This window comes from Mycobacterium sp. NGS18 (genome assembly GCF_059813185.1).
Genome location: NZ_JCALEC010000002.1, coordinates 306,139 through 329,573 on the forward strand (window position 1 = coordinate 306,139; position 23,435 = coordinate 329,573).

At 66.7% G+C, this 23,435-nt stretch carries 16 protein-coding genes, 1 tRNA gene and 1 pseudogene; 11 read left to right on the top strand and 7 right to left on the bottom strand.

Features of this window, described 5'->3' with window-relative positions; translation table 11 throughout:
* Positions 1-11 precede the first annotated feature (11 nt).
* Positions 12-7,477 (bottom strand): annotated as a pseudogene (locus tag AC5Y31_RS04960) (ATP-binding protein).
* Positions 7,478-7,605: 128 nt separating this feature from the next.
* Here AC5Y31_RS04960 and htpG point away from each other — a divergent pair.
* Positions 7,606-9,537: a molecular chaperone HtpG gene (htpG, locus tag AC5Y31_RS04965; protein ID WP_499978525.1), complete on the top strand. Its 1,932-nt coding sequence runs from the start codon at positions 7,606-7,608 to the stop codon at positions 9,535-9,537.
* Between the two features lie 13 nt (positions 9,538-9,550).
* Here htpG and AC5Y31_RS04970 read toward each other — a convergent pair whose 3' ends face one another.
* On the bottom strand, positions 9,551-10,555 hold the full coding sequence (locus AC5Y31_RS04970) for a synaptic vesicle VAT-1 family membrane protein (protein ID WP_499978529.1): 1,005 nt from the start codon (positions 10,553-10,555) through the stop codon (positions 9,551-9,553).
* A 39-nt stretch (positions 10,556-10,594) separates the two neighbouring features.
* On the opposite strand from AC5Y31_RS04970, the gene AC5Y31_RS04975 reads away from it, so the two are divergent.
* A complete protein-coding gene (locus AC5Y31_RS04975) occupies positions 10,595-11,338 on the top strand; it encodes a carboxymuconolactone decarboxylase family protein (protein ID WP_499978532.1) in 744 nt (247 codons plus the stop codon).
* Positions 11,339-11,340: 2 nt separating this feature from the next.
* On the opposite strand, the gene AC5Y31_RS04980 is transcribed toward AC5Y31_RS04975, so the two are convergent.
* Entirely contained in the window at positions 11,341-12,204 is an 864-nt protein-coding gene (locus tag AC5Y31_RS04980; RefSeq protein ID WP_499978534.1) for an alpha/beta fold hydrolase, read from the bottom strand.
* 112 nt (positions 12,205-12,316) lie between these two features.
* Between AC5Y31_RS04980 and mddA the strand changes: the two genes are divergently transcribed.
* Complete coding sequence (gene mddA / locus AC5Y31_RS04985) at positions 12,317-13,108, top strand: methanethiol S-methyltransferase (RefSeq protein ID WP_499978537.1); 792 nt, start codon at positions 12,317-12,319, stop codon at positions 13,106-13,108.
* On the opposite strand, the gene AC5Y31_RS04990 is transcribed toward mddA, so the two are convergent.
* A complete protein-coding gene (locus AC5Y31_RS04990; RefSeq protein ID WP_499978540.1) occupies positions 13,050-13,433 on the bottom strand; it encodes a DoxX family protein in 384 nt (127 codons plus the stop codon). The genes mddA and AC5Y31_RS04990 overlap by 59 nt on opposite strands.
* Before the next feature lie 79 nt (positions 13,434-13,512).
* On the opposite strand from AC5Y31_RS04990, the gene AC5Y31_RS04995 reads away from it, so the two are divergent.
* The gene (locus tag AC5Y31_RS04995) at positions 13,513-14,385 is read left to right on the top strand and encodes a sigma-70 family RNA polymerase sigma factor (protein WP_499978542.1); all 873 of its coding nucleotides are present in this window, start codon (positions 13,513-13,515) and stop codon (positions 14,383-14,385) included.
* Positions 14,386-14,509: 124 nt separating this feature from the next.
* Positions 14,510-14,586 (top strand) — tRNA-Ile (locus tag AC5Y31_RS05000).
* 91 nt (positions 14,587-14,677) lie between these two features.
* Here the strand turns inward: AC5Y31_RS05000 and AC5Y31_RS05005 are convergent.
* Positions 14,678-15,412: a PE-PPE domain-containing protein gene (locus tag AC5Y31_RS05005; RefSeq protein WP_499978544.1), complete on the bottom strand. Its 735-nt coding sequence runs from the start codon at positions 15,410-15,412 to the stop codon at positions 14,678-14,680.
* Positions 15,413-15,747: 335 nt separating this feature from the next.
* Complete coding sequence (locus AC5Y31_RS05010; protein WP_499978546.1) at positions 15,748-16,536, bottom strand: PE-PPE domain-containing protein; 789 nt, start codon at positions 16,534-16,536, stop codon at positions 15,748-15,750.
* A 293-nt stretch (positions 16,537-16,829) separates the two neighbouring features.
* Here AC5Y31_RS05010 and AC5Y31_RS05015 point away from each other — a divergent pair, with 293 nt between their 5' ends.
* From AC5Y31_RS05015 to AC5Y31_RS05040, 6 genes are all read left to right on the top strand, one after another.
* Entirely contained in the window at positions 16,830-17,819 is a 990-nt protein-coding gene (locus tag AC5Y31_RS05015) for an alpha/beta hydrolase (protein WP_499978980.1), read from the top strand.
* The gene (locus AC5Y31_RS05020; protein ID WP_499978548.1) at positions 17,819-18,676 is read left to right on the top strand and encodes an SDR family NAD(P)-dependent oxidoreductase; all 858 of its coding nucleotides are present in this window, start codon (positions 17,819-17,821) and stop codon (positions 18,674-18,676) included. The genes AC5Y31_RS05015 and AC5Y31_RS05020 overlap by 1 nt, the downstream gene beginning before the upstream one ends.
* Before the next feature lie 29 nt (positions 18,677-18,705).
* Positions 18,706-19,626: a reductase gene (locus AC5Y31_RS05025; protein ID WP_065026096.1), complete on the top strand. Its 921-nt coding sequence runs from the start codon at positions 18,706-18,708 to the stop codon at positions 19,624-19,626.
* A gap of 11 nt (positions 19,627-19,637) precedes the next feature.
* Positions 19,638-21,122, top strand: a complete 1,485-nt coding sequence (locus tag AC5Y31_RS05030) for a flavin-containing monooxygenase (RefSeq protein WP_499978552.1) — start codon at positions 19,638-19,640, stop codon at positions 21,120-21,122.
* 9 nt (positions 21,123-21,131) lie between these two features.
* Positions 21,132-21,902: a MerR family transcriptional regulator gene (locus tag AC5Y31_RS05035; RefSeq protein ID WP_301636748.1), complete on the top strand. Its 771-nt coding sequence runs from the start codon at positions 21,132-21,134 to the stop codon at positions 21,900-21,902.
* A gap of 74 nt (positions 21,903-21,976) precedes the next feature.
* Entirely contained in the window at positions 21,977-22,696 is a 720-nt protein-coding gene (locus AC5Y31_RS05040) for a DUF2652 domain-containing protein (RefSeq protein ID WP_499978554.1), read from the top strand.
* A gap of 13 nt (positions 22,697-22,709) precedes the next feature.
* On the opposite strand, the gene AC5Y31_RS05045 is transcribed toward AC5Y31_RS05040, so the two are convergent.
* Complete coding sequence (locus AC5Y31_RS05045) at positions 22,710-23,342, bottom strand: TetR/AcrR family transcriptional regulator (protein WP_499978556.1); 633 nt, start codon at positions 23,340-23,342, stop codon at positions 22,710-22,712.
* Between the last annotated feature and the right edge of the window lie 93 nt (positions 23,343-23,435).

Genomic DNA, 23,435 nt, shown 5'->3' on the forward strand with positions numbered 1-23,435 from the left:
TATGATATCGATTACGCAAGCGACTGCAATTCGTCAAACCTGACGAGGGCGGCGCCGAGGTCGGTCTCGTTGAAGTTCTCGCAACGGTTGACCGCATTTCCGTCGATCGTGATGACGTTGGTATCCCGCCACTCGGCGTCGAAGCCCCCCTGTGAAACCCCATGCGCCACATGGGTGACGACGGCTCCGATGGTGCTGAGCCGATGCACCTGCTCAATGTAGATCCTGGTGTCGGGCGAATCCTCCCAGGCGGCCTGCAGGTACGCAATCATGTCGCCGGCCTGGAAACCTGCCCCGCGGCGGTGGTCGATGTTCACCCAGTCTGGTGCGGTCGCGGCGATCTCGCGCCGGTTCAATGCGGCGTAAGCGCCGGTGACCAGCGACCAGGTGTGCGCGTAGGTGGCCGCTTCGCCGGCGAGGTAGCGGGCGTCGAGCTCGGCGAGGGCGGCGTCGAAGTCGTCGAGGTCGAGCATGACACACGCCGCGATGCGCTGGTTGGTATCGAGCTCGAGTAAGCCGAGGACGTCGGTATGGAACGCCGCTGGCCGCTGGTCACGGCCCGAGAATCGGCAACGACTGAGCACGAGGCGTTCGCCGCGAGTTACGACGACGGTGGACATTACGTTCTGGACTCCGACATCGGCGGTCGCCCGCCAGTCGGCGATGACGGTGTCCCTGCCGCACCGTAGGCCTACGCCCACCAGCGGGCGACGATCGTCGGTGGACGAGTCGCCGATGAACAGTGTCGTCATCGCATCCCAGTCGCGTGCCGCGAAGTGCGCCAGAAGGCGTTCGGCCACACGGCTTGCCGCGTTCTTCAGCCGACGCGGCTGTGGGCTCAGCTCTTCGAATCTCGCGCGCGCCGCGTCGAGATCGTCCTCATCGAACATCTCGCAGCGGCTGAACAAGTCGCCGTCGACCGTGACGGTGTCAAGCACGCGCCACTCGACGTCCAAGCCGTCTTGCGATGTCCCCTTGGCGACGTGGGTGACAACGGCGCCGAGATCCGTCAACCGATGAACGGCCTCGACGTAAATGACGTTGTGCACCGTGTCAGCCAGCGCGACACGGAGGTATTCGATCAGATTTCCCTGCCCGATCGTCGCAAGTGCCCGATGATCGACATCGACGAAATCGCGCTTCATCAGAGGTATTTCACCTCGGCCAAGCGCGGTGAACCCGTTGCGATCGCCGACCATGTTCGCCTATGCAAAGCTGCTTCGCCGGCAAGGTAGCGGGCGTCGAGCTCGGCGACGGCGGCGTCGAAGTCGTCGAGATCGAAGCCGACCCGCGCCGCCACCCGCTCGTTGGCGTCGACCTCGACGATCTCCAGGCCCTCAAAGTAGTACGCGGTTCGCTGGTCGCCGGACGTGTATCGGGTACGTGTGAGGATAAGGCGCTCGCCGCGGGTGGCCAGCACATCTGATGCGAGTGCCTGATTCGCCGTGCCGGTACTGGCGAGTGCGCTAAGTTCGGTGATCACCGCATCACGGCCTCGCCGAATGTCGGAGCCCACCACCCGACGACGGTCTTCGGTGGATACGTCGTCGGTGAGTATCGCGGCCAGTGCTTCCCAGTCGCGGCCTCCGAAGTAGGCCTGGAACCGTTGGTAGGCACGGCTTGCCGCGTTCTCCAGCCGACGCGGCTGCTGGTGCAGTTCTTCGAAGCGCGTGAGGGCGGCGTCGAGATCTGTCTCGTCGAACAGCTCGCAGCGGGTGATCCGGTCGCCTTCGACAACCAGAAGTTGAATCATGCGCCACTCGACTTCGAACCCTTCGGGCGAGCGCCCGTGCGAGCGATGAGTGACGACCGCGCCGAGATCGGTGAGTCGATGCACCGTCTCGATCTCGATCCTGAAGTCGGGCGTGAGATCCCAGAAGGACCGGAGGGCCGCGTCGAGGTCGCTGGGTGTGAACGGCATGCCTCGCCGGTGGTCGACGTTGACCCAGTCCACGGTGGGAAGTTCATACCGGTTGAACGCGGCGTAGATGTCGGTGATCGCCGACCATGTGCGCGCATGCGCAGCCGCTTCGCCGGCGAGATAGCGGGCGTCGAGTTCGGCGACGGCGGCGTCGAAATCTTCGAGATCGAACAGGACGATTGCCGCGATCTGGTTGTGGGAACCTATTTCGAAGACGCCCAGCAATTCGGGCGCGAACCCCTCGGGTGTGTCGTCGCCGCCCGAGGCGTGCGCGAGGACGAGGCGCTCCCCGCGGACCGCGATGACAGCGAACGTCAGGTGGGTGATCCCGACGTCGGCGACTGCCCGCATGTTTGCGATCTCGGCAGCTCGGCCGTGTCGAAGCCCTGCGTTTGCGGCTCGCCGGCGATCGTCAGTGGAGATGTCGTCGGCAATCGCCTGGGCGAGCCCAACCCAATCGCGGGCCGCGAAGTGTGCCGTGTAGCGAGCGACTACTTGGGCTGCCGCGTTCTCCCGCCGCGGTGGCGGCGGGCCCAGTTCTTCAAACCTCGCCAGCGCGGCGTCGAGGTCTGCCTCGTCGAAGAGCTCGCAGCAGTTGATCAGACTGCCCTCGAATGTCACCAGGATGACTTCTCGCCATTCGGCGTCGAAGCCCTGGTGCGACGTCCCGTGCGCCGCTTGGGTGAAGACCGCTCCGCGTGTGCCCAGTCGATGCACCGCCTCGATGTAGGCGAGGAACTTCTGCGCGTCGTCCCATGAGGCACGGATGTATGAGGCCAAGTCGCCCGGCTCAATTGTTGGGAGGCGTCGGTGGTCGATGTTCACGCAGTCCGGTGCCAGTCGGAGTTGTTGTTCATTCGCTGCGGAATACGTCTGTGCTAACACCGACCATGTGTCCGCATGCGCGGCCGCTTCGCCGGCGAGGTAACGGGTGTCGAGTTCGGCGAAGGCGGCGTCGACATCTTCGAGGTCGAACACTACGGCCGCCACAACCTTCTCGTCCGCGTCGATCTCGACCACGTTGAGGGCCTCGTTTTGAACCGCCTCGGGGTCGCGGCCGCCGGCGCGAACGCGGGTTAGAACGAGGCGCTCGCCGCGGGTTGCCACAGCGCTCGACAGGATGGTCGTGAAGCCGACCTCGGCGGCAGCCTGCAACTCGCGGATCCCGGCATCTCGGCCATACCGGATCCCGGTGTTGACTGTCCGCCGGCGATCGTCGATGACATAGTTGTCGGCCGCTGCTTCGGCGATGGCGGCCCAGTCGCGAGCCGCGAACTGCGGGTAAAGCTGCTCGATTACCAGCGCTGCCTTGTTCTCCAAGGGCCGCACGTGTTTGCCTTCTTCCTCGAATCGCGCGTGTAGCGAATCGAGTTCGGCGATCGCCGCGTCCATGTCGTCGACGTCGAACCAGATCTGCAATGCGACGCGGCCCTCCTCATCGATGCCGTACAGCTGGAGCAGCTCGTCCTGCGGCGCCCCCGGACTGGCGTCGGGAATGGTCGTGATCATGTGGGATAAAGCGAGCCGGTCACCTCGTGCGGCGATCATGACGTGGTCGATTTGCGCTCCCGCCTCGAGTTCACGCCGCATTACCAGTCGCACCGCGTCCGAGGGCAGCGCAAGGCCGACGACTTTCCGGCGACTCTCGACGACGAGGTCGGGCGCGAAAAGTTGCTCGAACTCCTCCCAGGCTTTCCGATGAATAGCAGCCATCACGTGTTCGCCCACTCGCACGGCAGCGGTGTCCAATTCGACTGCTGGCTCTTCGGGCCGATTCGCGGCGGGTGGCGGGAGGCGCTCTCCGAGCACCAGCCGCGCTTTCTCGGCAAGGGCCGCCGCCCCTTTCCGTTCGTACAACTCGACAGCCTGCTCGGCGGCGGCCCGCGCTCCCGCCACATCCCCGGCGGCGTTCAACACCGTCGCCAGCGCCAGACACGCATCGCCGTGATCGACCAGACCGTCGGTGCGCCCGGCCAGGCCGACGGCGGACTCGGCCATCCGCCGGGCCTCGTCATGATCCCCGAGTCGCGTCAACAGCAGCGCCCGCAGCGTGCGCCACGCGATCGAGGCCTTCAACGCATTACCGGCGAGCCGCTCGCTCTCCGAACACAAGTCATCGGCCTCGGCATCCCGGTCCAGGGCAAGGCAGGTACGACCCAACAGGGCAGCGGTCTCGGCGGTATCGGCGTCCAGCCCCATCCGACGAAAGCCGCGGTAGGCCTGACGCAAATGCGGCTCGGCGCCGACCGGGTCGTCGGCGACCAGTTCAATGATTCCGGCGAACTGCTCAACCTCAAGCAGCGCATGGCGCAGACCGAGCTCGGTGACCGTGCGCCGCGCCGAGTCGATCATCCGTCGGGCCGCGGCGGTGCGGCCGCGGAAGGCCTCCAACACGGCCTGGCACCGCGTCGAGGACGCTTCCACCGCGGGGGAGTCGGTCGTAATCCGCAGCAACCGCACCACGTCCAGACACCGGCCGCCGGCCCGTGGAACCGGATTGGGGCCCCACAGCGCCGCCAGCGGCGCACCCGCCAGCACGGCGTTGACCCGGCGGTGTTCATGCGCGCGCCGCGCCGCGGTAAGCGCATTGTCCAACGCGGTTTCGCAGTCGCCGATCCGCCCGAGCCGAGCGAGGCACCCGGCCCGCACGGTATGGGCTTTGGCTTCGCCTGCGGCATCGTCCAATTCAGCCAGTTTGTCGGCAGCCGCACCCAATGCGGCCTCGACCTCGTCCAACCGCTCGGGATGGACCAGCATCGTCAACTGCCCATCGAAGCAGGTCGCCCATGCCGTCAGCTGGGCCGAATCGACTGTGGCCGCTTGCAGTTGGGAGACGGCGCCGGCCGCCGAAGCCATATCGCCGGCAGCCAGCAGTGCCTCGCAGCGCGCGACCAGTAGCTCAGCAGCCTGATCTTCGCGGTCGGTCAGCTCCTCGTCGACCTCGTCCAGTGCGTGTAAGGCGTGGTCGTAGAGATCGGCGGCACCCTCGTAGGCGAGCCGGGCCATCGCCTGGTCGGCGGCCCGCCGGCAGTATTCGACGGCCTTGGTGGCGTTTCCCGCCCATGCGCATTCGAAATAGTGATGCGCCAGCTCGGCCAGCAGTTCGTCGTCCGCGCCGGGGGTGTTCTCCAGTGTGGTGGCAATGCGCTGGTGCAGCCGCATGCGACGCACGGATGCCAGTTCGGCAAGTAGTGACTGCCGGACCAGGGCGTGGTTGAACCGGTATCGGCCACCGGGTTCTTCGATGACGATGCCGGCCTTGGCTGCCTCGTCGAAGGCATCGACGAGGTCTTGGTCGACGACGCGTTCCACTAGCTCCAGAGCGAAGTGGCTGCCGACGACCGCCGCGGCGGCAAGGGCTTTGTTGGTCTCGGCCGGCAGCCGGGAAAGCCTGCGGCTCACGGCTTCCCGAACGCCCTGCGGCAAGGTGCTCGGATCCCACACGCCGCCGCTTTCGTCCACGTGGCGCAGAGCCTCGATCAAAAAGAACGGGTTGCCTCCGGTTACCGAGGCCAAGGCGCGGGCGAGATCCTCGTCGTCATATCCGGCCTCGGCGACGTAGGCGGTCACGTCGTCCTCATCGAGGCCACCGAGCGCCAGGCGATTCGCGGTGCCGTCCCGGTGCAGATCGGCCAGCATCGCTGCCAGCGGATGGGAACGGTCGAGGTCGGTGCTGCGATACGTCGCGAGCACCTGCACGCGGGTGTGGTCGCCGAAGCGCAGCAGATGCCGCAACAGCAACAGGGTGGGTTTGGCCGCCCAGTGCAGGTCATCGAGAATCAAGACGACGGGTGCGCTCGCGGAGGCCAGTCCCAACAGCGCGACGACGGCGTCGAACAGTGCGTAGCGTTCGGTGTCGGGGTCCGCCCGAGGTGGCGCGGACAGATCGGGGAGCACATCGGTCAGTCCGGGCACCAGCGGGAGCAGTGCTTCCACGCCCCGCAGTCCGCGCAGCCGCCGGGCGCCGATGCAGGGCACCAGCGCACGCAGCGCCTCGGCGAAGGGCTGATAGGGCGCACCGAGGTCCTCGTCGGATCGGCCGTACAACACGACGGCGCCCTGCTGGTAAGCCTGGCGGGACCATTCGCCGGCCAACCGGGTTTTGCCGACCCCGGGCTCGCCGGCGATCAGTACCGCGTGCAGGCCACCGCCGAGTGCGGTCTGCCACGCCGCGGCAAGGCGTTCCAGTTCGCGGCCGCGTCCCACGAACGGCCCGGGACCGGTCGCCACCGCGGGCACGGCGGGCCGCTCGAAGGGCTCACCGCCGGTCCCCGCAGAGGGCGGGGCGGCCTCTAGGCGAAGCTCGAAAACATGCTCGGGGCGCGGCAGGTTGCGGAGCTGGCGCATCCCGAGGTCGGCGAGCACCACGTCGTCGGGCAGGGTGTCGATGACGAGCTCGGCCGTGGCGCCCGAGCACAAGATCTGGCCGCCGAGGGCCAGGGACCGCAGCCGGGCGGCCCGGTTGACCGCGCGGCCGAAGTAGTCGCCGTCGCGCAGTTCGACCTCGCCGGTGTGCAAGGCCACCCGGATACGGATCGGCTCGGGTAGGGCCCACGGCTCGTGAAGGATCGCATCTTGCAGCTCCATGGCGGCGGCGGCCGCCGCCGACGGGCGTTCGAAGACCGAGAACGTGGCATCGCCTTCGCCGCGCGTCTTGATCAGCCGTCCGCCGCGGGACGTGACGATTTGTTCGGCGAGCTCGTCGTGGCGGGCCAACGCAACCGCCATCGCGCCGGCGTCCGCCTCCCACGCAGCCGTGGATCCCTCGATGTCGGTGAGCACAAAGGTCACGGCGCGCGTCACCGACGGCGGGTGTTGTGACATCGGGTAATCCAGCGCGGCATCTTGGGCGACGATCGCGGCCTCCAGGCGCCGAAGTTCCGGCCCGGGGTCTACCCCGAGCTCGTCGGCCAACAGGGTCCGGGCCCGCTGGTAGGCGCCCAGTGCCTCACCCTGGCGGCCGGCCCGGTAGAGGGCCAACATCAGCTGGCCCCATCGCCGCTCGCGCAACGGTGCGTCGCCCACCGCGGCTTCGAGTTCGCCGACGACCTCCGCGGCCCGGCCCGCCGCGAGCAGCGCATCGGCCCGATCCTCGACCAGCGCGGCATGGCCCTCGATCCAGCGGGTCTTCTCGGCAATTCCGCGGCGGGAATCGGGCAGCTCGGGAGTGCCCCGCCACAGGGCCAGCGCCTCCTCGAAGCAGAGCACGGCGTGGGTGGTGTCGCCGGCCGCCGCGGCATCACGGCCCCGTTTGGTGGCCAGCTTGTACCGCGGGGCGTCAACCTCAGTGGTGCGCAGGATCCAGCCCGCCCCCTCGGTGAGGACGAAGCCATCGCCCAACACCCGGCGCAGCGAGGAGATGTGGGTCTGCAGCGCCTTGGCGGCGGTGCGCGGTGGATCGTCGCCCCACAGCAGATCGATCAGCGTCTCGGCTGACACGACCGAACCGCCGTGCAGTCCGAGCATCGTGAGGATGGCGCGCGGTTTGGCGCCCGGGATGATGACCGGGGCGCCGGTGTGCCGGGCCTGGAGAGGTCCCAAAACCCCCAGCTCCACGGCTTGAATGGTAGTCACGTCGTCATCGTCGGTGGGGCGATTCAACGTGCGGTCAAGATCCGGTAAAGCCGGTCCGCGGGTTCAACCCGCCGAGGCGCATGACGAGCCCGTCGGTAAAATTCGACGCTATGAGCGAACGTGTGGAGCAGCTGGAATTTCAGGCTGAGGCCCGTCAGCTGCTGGATTTGATGGTCCACTCGGTCTACTCCAACAAGGACGCATTCCTGCGGGAGCTGATCTCCAACGCCTCCGATGCGCTGGACAAGCTGCGGCTCGAGGCGTTCCGCAACAAGGACCTCGAGGTCGACACCTCCGACCTGCACATCGAGATCGAGGTCGACACGGCGGCCCGCACCCTGACCGTGCGTGACAACGGGATCGGCATGTCGCGCGACGAGGTGGTGGACCTGATCGGCACGCTGGCCAAGTCCGGCACCGCCGAGCTGCGCCAGCAGCTCCGGGAAGCGCAGGACGCCAAAGCGTCCGAGGAGCTGATCGGGCAGTTCGGTATCGGGTTCTACTCGGTGTTCATGGTCGCCGACCGGGTCGAGATGCTCACCCACAAGGCCGGCCAGAGCGAAGCCATCCGGTGGGAATCCAGCGGCGACGGCACCTACACCATCGAGCCGGTGGAGGGCGCGCGGCAGGGGACCTCGATCACCTTGCACCTCAAGCCCGAAGACGCCGAAGACGAGCTGCACGACTACACCGCGGAGTGGACCATCCGGGGTTTGGTCAAGAAGTACTCCGACTTCATCGCCTGGCCGATCCGCATGCAGGTCGAGCGCCGGACCCCGCCTGCCGAGGAGGGCGGCGAAGAGACGGTCACGGTGGAGACCGCGACGCTGAACTCGATGCAGGCGCTCTGGGCGCGCCCCAAAGACGAAGTCTCGCCAGAGGAATACAACGAGTTCTACAAACACATCGCGCACGCCTGGGACGAGCCGCTCGAAGTCATCGCGATGAAGGCCGAGGGCACCTTCGAATACCAGGCGCTGTTGTTCATCCCGTCGCACGCCCCGTTCGACCTGTTCAACCGGGATGCGCAGGTCGGGGTGCAGCTGTACGTCAAGCGGGTGTTCATCATGGGCGACTGCGATCAGCTGATGCCGGAGTACCTGCGCTTCATCAAGGGTGTCGTCGACGCGGCGGACATGTCGCTCAACGTCTCCCGCGAGATCCTGCAGCAAGATCGGCAGATCAACGCGATTCGCCGGCGGCTGACCAAGAAGGTGCTCTCGACCATCAAGGAGCTGCAGTCGCAGCGGCCGGAGGACTACCGCACTTTCTGGACCGAGTTCGGTCGCGTCGTCAAAGAGGGGCTGCTGTCGGACTTCGACAATCAAGAGACGCTGCTTGCGATCAGCTCCTTCGCCTCGACGCACAGCGACTCCGAGCCGACCACGTTGGCCGAGTACGTCGAACGCATGAAAGACGGTCAGGAGCAGATCTTCTACGCCACCGGCGAGTCCCGTCAGCAGCTGCTGAAATCACCGCACCTGGAGGCGTTCAAGGCCAAGGGCTACGAGGTGCTGCTGCTCACCGACCCGGTCGATGAGGTCTGGGTGAACACGGTCGCCGACTTCGCCGGGAAGCCCCTGCAGTCAACCGCCAAGGGCGAGGTGGATCTGGACTCCGAGGAGGACAAGACCGCCCATGAAGCGGAGCGCAAAGAGCAGGAGAAGGATTTCGCCGAGCTGATCGCCTGGCTGCAGCAGACCTTGGACGACCACGTCAAAGAGGTGCGACTGTCGACCCGGCTGACCGAATCTCCGGCCTGCCTGATCACCGACACCTTCGAGATGACGCCGGCGTTGGCGCGCATCTACCGCGCCAGCGGTCAGGAGGTTCCGGTCGGCAAGCGCATCCTGGAACTGAACCCCGGCCATCCGCTGGTCACCGGCCTGCGCCAGGCGCACAACGAGCGCGGCGAGGACGCCGAGTTGGGTGAGACCGCGGAATTGCTTTACGGCACAGCGTTACTGGCCGAGGGTGGCTCGCTGGAGGATCCGGCGCGGTTCGCCGAGCTGCTGGCGCAGCGGCTGGCCCGCACCGTCTGAGCTCGCTGCCGGCTCAGGGCACCAGCACCACCTTGCCGACGTTTTCGCGCGCAGCCAGGATGCGGTGTGCTTCCGGGGCGTCGGCGAACGGCACCGCCGCATGAACGAGCGGTGCCGCGGTTCCGTTGGCCAGCGACTCGGATAGCGGAGTGATCCAGGGTTCGAGCGTGCCGCGATCGTCCCACAGCCGCAACATATTCAGGCCGATGACGGTCTTGGACTCTTCCATCTGTGTGAGCAGATTGAAGCCGCGCAGCATCGCCAGCGCCTGCGGTGCCGCCCGGCGCAGTGAGCGCTTCTCGCCCTGTTGCAGCGACGAAAGACCGTAGGCCACCAGCCGTCCGCCGGGGCGCAGCAACGCGAATGATCGCCGCACGGATGTGCCGCCGAGCGCGTCGAGCACGAGGTCATACGGCGGCAGGCCGTTCCACCAGCCGTCGCGGCGGTAGTCGATGGCACGGTCGATGCCCAACGCGTTGAGCTGGTCATGCTTGCCCGGAGAGGCGGTGCCGTGCACGATCGCCCCGGCGGCCTTGGCCAGCTGGATCACCGCGATGCCGACGCCGCCGGCTGCGGCGTGCACCAGCACCCGCTCACCGGAACGCAGTGACCCGTAGCCGTGCAACGCCGCCCAGGCCGTCGCGTAGTTCACCGGTATCGCGGCGCCCTGCTCGAAGCTCATCGCCTCGGGAAGCGCCACCGTGTCGGCAGCGTTGGTGTTGACGATCTCGGCGTAGCCGCCGAAGCGGGTCCCGGCCAGCACCCGCTCGCCGACGCGGGCCGCATCGACACCGTCACCGACGGCTGTAATCGTCCCGGCCACCTCGTAGCCGACCACGGCGGGCAGCTTGGGTGCTTCGGGATACAGCCCGACGCGGGCGAGGTGGTCGGCGAAGTTGACCCCTGCCGCGTGTACCGCAACCTGGACCTGGCCGCTGCCAGGTGGTGGCGGGTCGGGGCGATCCTGCACCTGAAGCACCGAGGGCGGCCCGTGTTTGGTGATGACGACGACGCGCATGGCTTTCACCCTATTGCTGTTCAGTCCATAATCCTTGACATGGACGTCCTGGATGAACTGAACCGATTGGTGGCGGTGTCGGGCGAGGTGGCGGCCGACGCAGATCCCGCGGTGGCCGAGTTCGCCGAACAATTCCGCATCGACGTCTCGATGATCACCGACGAGCAGCGCGCCCGGATGCGGGCGGTGCTGGGCGACGGCACCTTTGATGCCGTGGTGCGGATATTTGTCGCCGACTTCGCGCCCCGGGTGCGTGCCGGACTGGAGGCGCTGGGTGTGCCGGTGTCCTGGCCGGAGCCGGTTGCCTCGGATGACTCGGTCCAGCCGGCAGATGCGCTGTTCAACGGATTCATGCCCGCCGTCGCCCGGCTGCGGTCCCTGGACGCGGTGACCTCAGAGGTGGTGCGGTTGCGCGGTGCGGCCCAGCACGATTGCCGGCTGTGCAAGTCGCTGCGGGAGACCACCGCCTTGGATGCCGGCGGCTCGGAGTCGCTCTATGAGCAGATCGAGCGGTTCGAGGATTCGCGGGTGCTGAGCGAGCCGCAGAAGGCGGCGTTGCGCTACGTCGACGCACTGATCTGGACGCCGACGCACATCGACGCCGAGGTGGCCGCCGGGGTACGCCGGCACTTCACCGACGAGCAGGCCGTCGAGCTGACCTTGGACGTGATGCGCAACGCCGGCAACAAGATCGCGGTCTCGCTGGGGGCCGACGCACCGCGGGTCGCCGAGGGCACCGAGCGCTACCTGCTCGACGCCGACGGGCAGACGGTGTTCAGCTGACGTCAGTCGCCGTGGCGGGTCAGAAAGCCCAAAATGGCGTCGGCGAAGATGTCGTTGCGGTCGCCGGCGACCATGTGACCGGCGCCGGCGACGTCGATGAACTGCACCTGCGGGAATCGGGCCAAGAACGCCTCGGCGCTGCCCTCGCTGACCAGGTCGCTGAGTTGGCCGCGCACCAGCAGCATCGGTACGCCGTCGTCGAGGATGGTCTGCACCGCGGTATTGAGCCGGTCGACGTCGTGGATCTCCAGGGGTCCCTGGTGCTCGGGGCCGCTGATGAATTGCGGATCCCAATGCCAGTACCAGCGATCGCCGCGGCGACGCAGGTTGGCGGTGAGGCCGGTGAGGTCGGTGGGGCGGGGCCGGTGCGGGTTGTAGGCGGCGATCGCGTCGGCGACCTCATCGAGGGAGTCGAAGCCGGACTCCATGTTCTCGGCCATGAACGCCTGCACCCGTTCCGCGCCGGAGGAGTCCATGTTGGGCACGATGTCGACCAGCACCACCGCGCTGGCCGCACCGGGAGCCAGCTCGCCGCAGAGCAGCATCGCGGCGCACCCACCCAGTGAGGCGCCCACCAACACCGGGTCCGTCGGCAGGGTCCGCAGCACCTCATGGACGTCGGTGGCGAAGCTGACCAATCGGTAGTCGCCCTCGGCCGCCCAGTCCGATTCGCCATGCCCGCGCAGGTCGACGGTGACGGCCTGCCAGCCACGCTCGGCCACCGCCGCGGCGGCCCTGCCCCAGGAACGACGGGTCTGCCCGCCGCCGTGCAGGAACACCACGGCGCGGGCGTCGGGGTCACCGTGGCGGTCGGCGATGATGCGCACATCGCCCGGCGCGTGGGTGACGAACGTTTCCGCGGTCATCCTGGGATCGTAAGCGGGTGCCGCCAGGCGGCGATCAGCTGCCCAAAAAAACCCTAGTGACCTGCGGCTCGACGGGGTTACCATGGTGTATTCCTCAGCTCGGGAGGGCGCCATGGCCCGCTTCCTCGCACTCGCCTACGGGGTGCTCAACTATCTGGCTTTCCTGGTCGTCTTCCTCTACGCCATCGGTTTCGTCGGAGACCTGCTTGTGCCGCGCAGCGTCGACCGCGGCCCGCAGGCGCCGGTGGGCGAAGCGATCGTGATCGACGTGGTGTTGCTGGGCGTGTTCGCCGCGCAGCACAGCGTGATGGCGCGCCCGGCGTTCAAGCGGTGGTGGACTCGCGTGGTGCCGCAGGTTATCGAGCGCAGCACCTACGTTCTGGCATCGAATCTGGTTCTGGCCCTGTTGTTTTGGCAGTGGCGTCCGATCCCGGCAGTCATCTGGGACGTGACGACGCCAGCAGCGCGCATCGGGATTCACGTCCTGTTCTGGCTCGGCTGGGCCATCGCGCTGACGTCGACGTTCCTGATCAGCCACTTCGATCTGCTCGGATTGCGCCAGGTGTACGCCGCCTGGCGGGCGAAGCCGTACAAACTGGTCGGGTTCCGTGCTCCGGCGTTGTACCGGGTGGTGCGGCACCCGCTGATGCTCGGTTTCGTGGTCGCGTTCTGGGCGACGCCCACCATGACCGCCGGCCACCTGCTGTTCGCCGCGGCGAGCACCGGCTACATCCTCATCGCGCTCCAGCTCGAGGAGCGCGACCTGATCGGAATGCTCGGCGACGAGTATGAGCAGTACCGCACCGAGGTGCCGATGCTCGTGCCCGTGCGGTGGCGCGGCGAGTTCAGGCGAACGGCTGCAGGGCGAACCGGCCCCAGGCCAGGAACGCGAACAGGGCGATGAAGACGACGTCGCCGGCCAGGTAGCCCCACTCGCTGCGGCGGAACCTGGTTGTGGCGGCCCCGGCCATGAACAGCATCAGGCCGCACGCGGCGATCGGCACCAGCCGTGGTGCCACACCGACGGCCGCGGGAAGCACCAGCCCGATCGCGCCGATCAGCTTGATGGTCCCGATGGCCTTGAGCTGACCGCCGCCGAAGTCGTCGACCCAGTGCTGGTTGCTGCCCAACGCCCGGTACTTCTCCTTCGGCAGCAGTAGCAGGGTGGCGCCGCCGGCGACAAACCCGGCGGCGACGACGCCGGCGATGATCCACAGCGCGGTGTTCATGGGGTACTCCTTCGTGGTTACCTCGGTCGGGTGGGGCTCGTCATCACCTATGACGGACCAGGACCACGAGAGGTAACCCATGACCACCGAATCGCAGCTGGCGGAAGCTTTCGAACAGCAGCGTCAGCGCCTGCTGGCGTTGGCGCATCGCGTGCTGGGCTCGCGATCGGACGCCGAAGATGCCGTCCAGGAGTCGTGGCTGCGGCTGTCCCGCCAGGACGTGGACGCGATCGACAACCTGCCCGGGTGGTTGACGACCGTGATCAGCCGCATCTGCATCGACACCCTGCGCTCGCGCGCCGCGCGGCCCGAGGTCTCGATCGACCAAGATCTCCCGGAACTCATCGTGACCGATGACCGTGACATTCCCGAAGATGCTGCGGTGCTGGCGGATTCGGTGGGACTGGCACTGCTGGTGGTGCTGGGGTCGTTGCGTCCCGATGAACGGCTTGCGTTCGTGCTCCACGACATGTTCGCGGTCCCGTTCGCCGAGATCGGGCCGATCGTCGGCAAATCGGCCGACGCCGCCAAAATGCTGGCCAGCCGGGCGCGCCGCAAAGTCCAGGACGTACCCAGGCCGGCGGGAAATCGTCATGAGCAGCGCGAGGTCGTCGATGCCTTCCTATCGGCCGCCCAGCTGGGCGACTTCGACGCACTGCTGCGGGTGCTCGATCCCGACATCACCTGGCGCCAGCACACGGCCCGCGGCGTCACCGTCACGACCGGATCCGGCGAGGTGGTGGAGGCGGTCCGCCGCGGGCAGGGGGCGCGCATCACCGCACGTCGTGTCCTGGTCAACGGCGAACCCGGCATCCTCGGCTGGGGCCCGACCGGGCGGCCACTGAGCCTGATGGCGTGCACGGTGCGGAATGGTCGCCTGGTGGGCATCGTGTCGATCGCCGACCCGGTTCGTTTGGCCGCCCTCGATCTGCCGAAGGCTCCCGAGGCGTAACCGCTGACTCTTAATCAGCGGGTCCGTGACGACCATGGTCGTTGTGGGCGGGGCGCATCGAACACACCACCATGTCGTCGGTGAGCCGCGCGGGCGCTAATGTCATGGTCGCCGGTAGGCGCCGGGGGCGGTAGCTCAGTCGGTTAGAGCCGCGGACTCATAATCCGTTGGTCGCGGGTTCGAGCCCCGCCCGCCCCACCAGTTCCTGTATGACGTCGGGTGATGCTTGACAGCTACTTCGGCTGATCCTTGACACTGCGCGGAGCCGCTCGATTCGATGCGGCCCGATGCCTCACCCGGCGCTGAGCGCGTTGAGCAGCGCATCCCACAGTTCGGTGGAGGTGAGTGTGGGAATGTCGTTGATCGTGGTCATTCCGTCGACGACCGTTGTGGCCGAGTCGATTTCGGCCGGCGTCAACCCGAGGTAAGCCTCGTGGAGTTCCAGACCGAGCATGAGGTCCTGCCAACTCATGCCCAAGACGCCGGGTTCCGCGTAGGCATCACCGTGAATGTTGTACACGTCGGTCGGGTACAGGTCGTTGGGAACGACGCTGGTGTTGGCGCCGAGCATCACGAAACGCAGAGCGTCGCTGGGGACGCCGGCGTCGGCGAGTTGCTGTTCGGCGAGGGAGGCCACCAGGCTGCTCTGCGAGTAGGTGAAAATGGTCAGCGGGTCGCTGCACACACCGGAGGCGTCGCAGTCCATGTCGCCGGCGGCGTAGTCGGCGAGGACCGCGTTGACCAGAATGGCTTCGCCCTGCGCGACGCTCTGGTCGAAGTCGTTGGTTTCGGGAGTGGTCAGTGCCAGCGTCGAGGCGGTGGTGCCCTCATACCCATTCGGTTCGAGGTACAGGTTGAGCGCATCGCTGATGTAGGCGGCATTCGGTGTCGGGATGCCTGTCGGGCCCAGGATCAACGCGTTGGTTGATCCGTAGAGGAAGTCATAGCTGTCGTCGGCGGCGTTGGCGGCGGCGGCCAACCCCAGCGCGGCGCCGCACAGGGCGGCGCCAACGATCACTTGCTTCATAGGTCCCCCTGGTTGCAAGTTCACAGATGATGGCGCCGAGCTGCGCTGATCGGCAGGTGATTGCGTTGGCCGACCCCGCAGTAGATAGCGAGCGCCCTGTGGCAGCGGTTGTCGACGGCGTAACTATTTCAGGTTACGCCAATCTCCGTCTCCGAAATCAAAATATCGCCGCGCGACATTGTTACGACGGTCCCCTCGATGCCCGCACCGGCTGGTGCTCCCAGTTGGCTAAGCCCAGTGCCCGGCCGCTGCCGTCGAAGTCAACGGCAGCGGCCGAACAGCGGTCACACGTGCGCGAGTCCTACACTGCAGACGCTCAACTCACACCCCATGCATCACACGTGGAAGAACGAGGTGAACAGCGCTTGGAACAGCTCGGGCATCGTGAGTGCGTCGATCTCGTTGAACGTGGTCAGCCCCTCGGTAACCGATGTGGCCGCGTCGATCTGGGCCGCCGTCAACCCGAGGTAGGCGTTGTGGACTGCCAACCCGTACAGCACGTCCTCCCAGTTTGTGTTCCCGAACAGCAGGTCTATCCAACTCTGGGTTAACGAGTGCGTCGTGTATATGTCGCCTTCGATATTGAATACTTCGGTGGGGTACATGTCGGTGGGGACCGCGCCGGGGGTGGCGCCGAGCATCACGAAACGTAACGCGTCCTCGGGGACGCCGGCTTTCACGAGGTCGTCTTGGGCGTAAGCGGCGATCAGGCTGCTTTGGGAGTAGGTGAAAATGGTCAGCGGATCGCTGCACACACCTGCATGGTCGCAACCCATGGCGCCGTCGTTGTACTCGGCCAAGACCGCGTCGATGAGAATCTTTTCCCCGCCCGGGACACTCTCAAGGAAGTCATAGGAGTTGGGGAGCGTCAGCGCCTGTGACGACGCGACGGTGCCCTCGTACCCCAGCGGATCGAGGTACAGGTCGATCCCGTTGCTGATGTAGTTGGCGCTCGGTGTCGCGATTCCGGTCGGGCCCAGGACCAACGCCTCGCTTGAGCCGTACAGGAAGTCGTAGCTGGCCTGGATGGTGGTGTCGGCGGCGGTGTCGGCGTTGGCGTGGGCTGCGCCGGCCAGTGCCAGCGCGGCTCCGCACAGTGCGGCGCCGAGGATCATTTTCTTCATGATGTCCCCCTTGTTCGGAGAGGTCAGATGGGGTCGCCCCGCTGTTCTGCAGGGCGCGTGATTGCGTTGGCCGACACCTCTAGGGGCGGATGTCGGTCGCGCTGGTTGGGCACCGGTTGCCTAAGTTGAATTATTACCGCTGGCGTCAATTCCGTCCAAGGATTCGAAATATTTCCTGAGCGACGTTGAGGGCGTCATCAGGTCGCTTGCGCCGCCTGCCCACCCTTGACATCGCGTCATCACGGACCGTGCCATTGACAAATGGCGCAATCGATGATGTCCTCGCAGGCGTGATGGAGCCCGACGGACCCCACCTGCCGGCCGTGCCGACCCGCGCTTCGTTGCGTGCGGTGCTGTCCGGCACCACCGCCCGTTGGACGCTGGGATGCCTCACCAGCGCGATCCCGATGAATCGGCCGGGTGTGAGGTTCGGACGTGGGTTGATCGCCACCATCATGGCCACGTTCGGGTCGATGCCCGGCGGAACCCGGATCGAACCGGTGACCGCTCCGGGGGTGCGGGGCGAATGGGTGCTCGGGCCGGGCGTCGAGTTCGGCAAGCGGGCCGGCTACTACGTGCACGGCAGCGCCTACGTGATCTGCTCGGCGCGCACCCACCGCAAGCTGGTCGCGAGGCTCTCGCAGGCCACCGGTCTGCCGATGTTCGTGGTGGACTACCGGCTGGCGCCCGAGCACCGGTTCCCGGCCGCCGCTGACGACGTCGAAGCCGGCTACCGGTGGTTGTTGGGCCAGGGCTATGCGGCATCGGACATCGTGATCGGTGCGGACTCCGCGGGCGGGCACCTGACCTGTGACCTGTTGCTCGCCCACGCCGACGACCCGGATCTCCGGCCGGCCGGCGTGGTGTTGTTCTCGCCGCTGATCGATCTCAGCCTGGATCTGGCCCTGGAGCAGGAAGCGGTTCGCCGCGACCCGGCGATGTCGGCGCGCGCGGCGCGCCGAATGGTGGGGCTTTACCTGCACGGACAGGACCCGGCCGACCCGCGCCTTCGCCTCGACTTCGGCAAAGCGGATCGGTTGCCGCCGATGCTCATTCAGGCCGGTGGGTTCGAGATGCTCAGCGCCGATGCGCGTTACCTGGATGCGGAACTGCGCCGGGCCGGCGCAACCAGGACCCTGGAGATCTGGCCGGGGATGGTGCACGTCTTCCAAGCCCTGCCGCGGCTGGCGCCCGAGGCGTCGTCAGCGCTGCGCCGAGCGGCGGCCTTCATCGCCGAGGTGTTCGGTGACACCCGATCTGACGAACTCGAAGAGGTGAGCTGATGTTTGGAATCGACACGGTGCTCAACGTTTTTCGCCGTGAGCAGCGCACCGTCAGCGCCAAGGCGGTGGTCACCGGCGCCGGCAGCGGCATCGGACGTTCCTTCGCCCTGGAACTGGTGCGCCGCGGCGGCGACGTCATCTGCGCGGATATCGACGAAGCACGCGCGGCCGAGACGGTGGCGCTGATCGAGCAGCTGCCCACCGGCACCGGGCACGCGGTGCAGTGCGACGTCTCGGACCGTGACGCGGTCGAGCGGCTGGCTGAGCAGGCTCAGGAGATATTCGGCGGCGCGCCGACCCTGGTCATCAACAATGCCGGCGTCGGCATCGGGGGAAAGCCCGTGGGTGACATCGGCTTCGAGGACTGGGACTGGGCCCTTGGCATCAACCTGTGGGGCGTGGTCTACGGCTGCGAGGTCTTCACCCCGCTTCTGCGCGAGGCCGGTCGCGGCGGAATCATCAACGTGGCCTCAGCGGCCGGGTTCGCCGCCGCCCCCTCGATGGCGGCATACAACGTGTCGAAAGCCGGTGTGATGTCGCTGTCCGAGACGCTGGCCGCCGAACTCGACGGCACCGACATCGCCGTCACCGTGCTCTGCCCGACCTTTGTCAAGACCAACGTCTTCACCGACGGCCGGATCACTCCCGGTTCGATGAGCCTGAGTCAGCAGCTGGCCCGCTGGACCGGACTGTCCGCTGACAGCGTCGCGGCGCGCACGCTGGACGCGCACGACAGCGGCCGGCTGTATGTGGTGCCGCAGATCGACGCCACCGTCATCTGGCACCTGAAGCGACATTTCCCCGCGCTGTACGCCCGTGGCGCCGGCCTGCTCGGCCGCGTCCTGCCCAAGAACTGACCCGTCTCACGAAAGGAATACAGCCGATCATGGCGATGGACCTCGACGACATGCTGCAGAAGATCAAGGACAAGCAGTGGGCCTTGGTCGATATCGACTGGGATGCCCCGGGAGCCGAGCTGATCGAGCCGGAGCTGTGGGCCAAGCTCAAGCCGTTCATGACCGACCTGATGTGGATCGAGAACGTCGGCGCCCGGGGCTTCGCGGCGCTTGCCAAGAAGGCCCCGACCCCGACGCTGAAGAGCATCTATGAGCACTTCCACGCCGAGGAGCAGAAGCACGCCAACGCCGAGCTCGCGTTGATGCGCCGGTGGGGCATGCTGGAGGACGACGAGATCCCGCCGCCGAGCGTCAACGTGCAGCTGGTGATCACCTGGCTCGACAAGTTCTCCGATGGCATGTCGCTGTCGATTCTGGGCACCGTCATCCCCATGCTGGAGGTGGCCCTGGACGGCGCGCTGATCAAGTTCATCACCGACGAGGTCAAAGACCCGGTGGCCCAGGAAGTGTTCAAGCGGATCAACTCCGACGAGTCGCGCCACCTCGCCGTCGACTTCGAGGTGATGGACATTCTGGGCCACGCGGACCTGCGCAAGCTGGCGGTCGAGTTCGTCGGCAGCTGGATGAACCCGGCGCTGCTGATCGGTACGTTGAGCTACTTCCCGCTGCTGAACAAGATGCGCGACAACATCGTGGCGATGGGTGTCAACGAAGAACGCCTCTACCAGGCCATGCGTCGCTTCCGGAACGTCGGTGAGCGAAGCGCTTTCGTCCGCCGGGTGCCGATGTACCAGTTCATCTCCTGGCACAGCAAGAAGGTGATCGACCGCACCTCCAAGTACCACTGGCTGGCCGACTCCCTGGTTGCGGTCACCAGCGTCATCCCCAAGTCACTGGTGGAGTACACCCCGTCGTGGTCGGACGAACTGACCTACGAGCCGGTCGCGTGATGGGGCAGGACATGACGATCTCCGTAGCGATCATCGGCGGCGGGTTCGCCGGCGTCGGTGCCGCCATCCGCCTCAAGGCGCAGGGCATCACCGATTTCGTCATCCTCGAACGCGAATCACGCGTCGGTGGCACGTGGCGAGACAACACCTATCCCGGTGCCGAATGTGACATTCCCTCGCGGCTGTACTCCTACAGCTTCGCCCGAAACCCGGAGTGGTCGCAGACCTATTCGGGCAGCGCGGAGATCCTCGGCTACATCGACAGCATGGTCGAATCCGCCGGCATCGCACCGCATATTCGGTTCGAGCACAACGTGACCGGGGTTGAGTACGACGCCGAGGCAGGGGAGTGGACCGTCGGTCTTTCCGACCGGGAGCCGCTGCGGGCCCGGGCCGTGATCGTGGCCTCCGGGCCGCTGGCAAATTGCAGCTTCCCGAATATCCCGGGCATCGAGACCTACGAAGGCCACAAGATCCACAGTGCCCGTTGGGATCACGACTACGACTTCGCCGGCAAGAAGGTGGCCGTCATCGGCACCGGATCCAGTGGCGTGCAGATCATCCCGGAGCTGGTCAAGGTCGCAAAGTCGGTCAAGGTGTTCCAGCGCACGCCCGGCTGGGTGCTGCCCAAACTCAACACGTCGACCGGTGATCGCCTCAAGCAGATCTACAAGCACGTGCCGCTGGCCGAGAAGCTGATGCGGTCCGCCTGGTACTGGGGGCACGAGTCGGTGGCCCTCGGCGTGGTGTGGGACACCCCGCTGACGAGGCTGGTGGAGGCCCTCAGTGCCGCCAACCTGCGTCTGCAGGTGAAGGATCCCTGGATGCGTCGCCAGCTGACACCGGACTTCTCGGCCGGCTGCAAGCGGTTGCTGATGACCAGCGACTACTACCCGGCACTGCAGGCGGATAACTGCACCTTGGTGACCTGGCCGATCGCCCGGTTGTCGCCCAAGGGCATTCGCACCGTTGAGGGGATCGAGCACCAGTTCGACGCCATCGTGTTCGCCACCGGCTTCGATGTCTCCAAGGCCGGGACCCCGTTCCCGGTCACCGGCCTGGACGGCCGGGATCTGGCCTCGGAGTGGAGCCGCGGCGCCTACGCCTACCGCAGTGTCGCGGTGTCGGGTTATCCGAACCTGTATTTCACCTTCGGCCCGAACTCGGGGCCCGGCCACAACTCGGCACTGGTCTACATGGAGGCCCAGATCGACTACATCGTCGAGGCGATCGCCAAACTGCTGCAGTTCGACTGGAAGTCGCTGGACGTGCGGCCCGAGGTTCAGGCCCGCTACAACCAGAACATCCAGCGGCGGCTGAAGTCCACGACCTGGAACTCCGGGTGCCAGAGCTGGTATCTGACCGAGGACGGCTTCAACGCCACCATGTTCCCGGGGTTTGCCACCCAATACGTCAACCAGCTCAAGACGGTTGACCTGAAAGACTTCAAGATCACCGTGGCCGAGACCAGCCGCGACCCGGTCCTGACCACCTAGGCTGCGCTGGTGACCGAGTACCGGATCGACGACCTGGCACGGGAGGCGGGTACGACCACCCGTAACGTGCGGGTCTACCAGGAGAACGGCCTGCTGCCCCGGCCCCAGCGCCGGGGCCGGGTCGCGATCTACACCGACCGGCACCTCAGCCAGCTGCAGGCGATCATCCGGTTGCTCAGCGAGGGCTTCACGGTCAAGCACATTCTGAAGTTTCTGACCGGGCTGCAGCGCGGTGAGGGCCTGGTCGAGGTGCTCGATCTCGCCGATCTGGCCGAGCTGGTGACCACTCCGTGGTCGAACCCGGTGTCGCAGAACATGAGCCGAGACGAACTGGAGACCCGGCTGGGCGGGTTGGATGAGCCGATGCTGCGTCGATTGGCCGATAGCGGGGTGATCGAGCCGACCGACGTCGAGAACAACTACGTGGTAACCGATCTGCGTCTGGTCGAGGACTTCGCCGCCTTGGTCTCCCGCGGTATGCCACTGGCAGCGCTGCTGGACGCGGTGGGCGTCGTCGACGAGAAGCTAGACGAGGCGGCCGGAGTCATGGCCCGCAGCGGATATTCGGAGGTGGTGCGCCAGCGAGGCACCGGGTGGCTACCCGGCAACGATGCCGAACTCGCCTGGGCCGCCGATCTGGTCGATGCCATGCGCCGGGTGGCAAGGCGGGTGGCGCACGCGAGTCTGGACCGTGCGTTCGACGCCGCGGTACGAGCCGAATTGTGGCAGTACCAGCAGGAAAGCAAAGAGTACGGCGCTGGCCGCGACGAGAGCTCCTGACCCAAGCGGCGGGGCAACCGCACGCAAGAATCGCCGTGGCGTTACCGGCGGGGCGAAACTACACTCTTGAGTTCATGGCCATCCGGCGCGCGGTGCTCGTCATCGCCGACATCGGCGGTTACACCGCCTACATGAACTGGAACCGGACCCACCTGGTGCACGCCCAGATGGCGGTGGCCGCGCTGCTGGAATCGGTCATCGACGCCGCCAAAGGCATGAAGCTGGCGAAGCTGGAGGGCGACGCGGCCTTCTTCTGGGCGCCCAACGGCGACGCCCAGGCCCTGGTCAGCGACCGACTGGCGCGGATGCACCAGGCGTTTCTCAACCGGCGGTCCCGTATGGAGAACGGCCGCAAGTGCAACTGCGACTGCTGCAAGCAATTGATGAACCTGTCGTTGAAGTTCGTCGCCCACGAGGGCGAGGTGGCCGAGCAGAAGGTCAAGCGCCACACCGAACTCGCCGGCCTCGACGTCATCCTGGTGCACCGGATGCTGAAAAATCAGGTGCCGGTGCCCGAGTACGTGTTGATGACCGATCCCGTCGCACAGTGCCTCGACGAGCCGGTCCGGCAAACCTGCCTGCCGCTGATGCACGACTTCGAGGGCCTCGGCGAAACCTCGACGTACTACCTGGATTTGGCGAACTCGGCGGCGCAACCGCCCGCCGAAGCCATGGGATGGGGCGGCCGGATGAAATTCCGGTTCAAGGCGCTGCCGTTCGTGGTCGGCGCCAAGGAACCGTGCGCAGGATTCCGCGGCCTGGGCCGCGGCGTCCCCGAACTCTCGACGGGCTGAGGGAGCATTGACCTCAGCTGACCCGGGACCCTTCGAGATAGGCGGCCAGCGCATTGGTCAGACCGCGCCGCGCCTCCTCGAGGTCGGCATAGGAGCCCAGCTGACGCTCGGAGACCAGCCCGCGCATGGCGCCCGGGATGAGGGCGGCCACCTCGCGCACCCGCACCGGGTCGACCCCGAGGTCGGCGAATGCGCGGTGACAGGTCTGTAGCCAGCTCTTGCCCCAGGAGAACAATTCCGCGGCCGTGCGCGGATACAACCGCTCCAGCTCGTGGTGGTCGCGGGGGAGCGCGGCCCGCAGGTTCTCGATCGCGCGGGAGTCATGCGACGCCAGCCCGTGATAGAGCGTGTCGATGATCGCGGCCACTCGATCCCGTAGCGGCGCAACACTTTCCAGCCCGGCGAACGCCGACATCGTCGCATCCCGGCGCTCGGCGGTCCGGTGCAGCACCGCCGCCCAGAAGCCGTCGACGTCGCCGAACTGATACTGCACCGCACCCCAGGTGGCGCCGCTCTCCTTGGCGATCCGGCTGGCCGACACCGCCCCTGGGTCCCCGGTGGCCAGCGAGCGCACCGCGGCATCCAGCATCGCCTCGCGGGTCGCCTGCCCGCGCTTGTTGCTGCGCCGCGGCGCCGGTCGGGTCATTCCGGGAATCCTAGCAACATTTACATAGTGGGCACTATGATTCCTCGGGAGGGCGAACTATGCTGCGACACAGCCGCCCGGGAAAGACCGCCG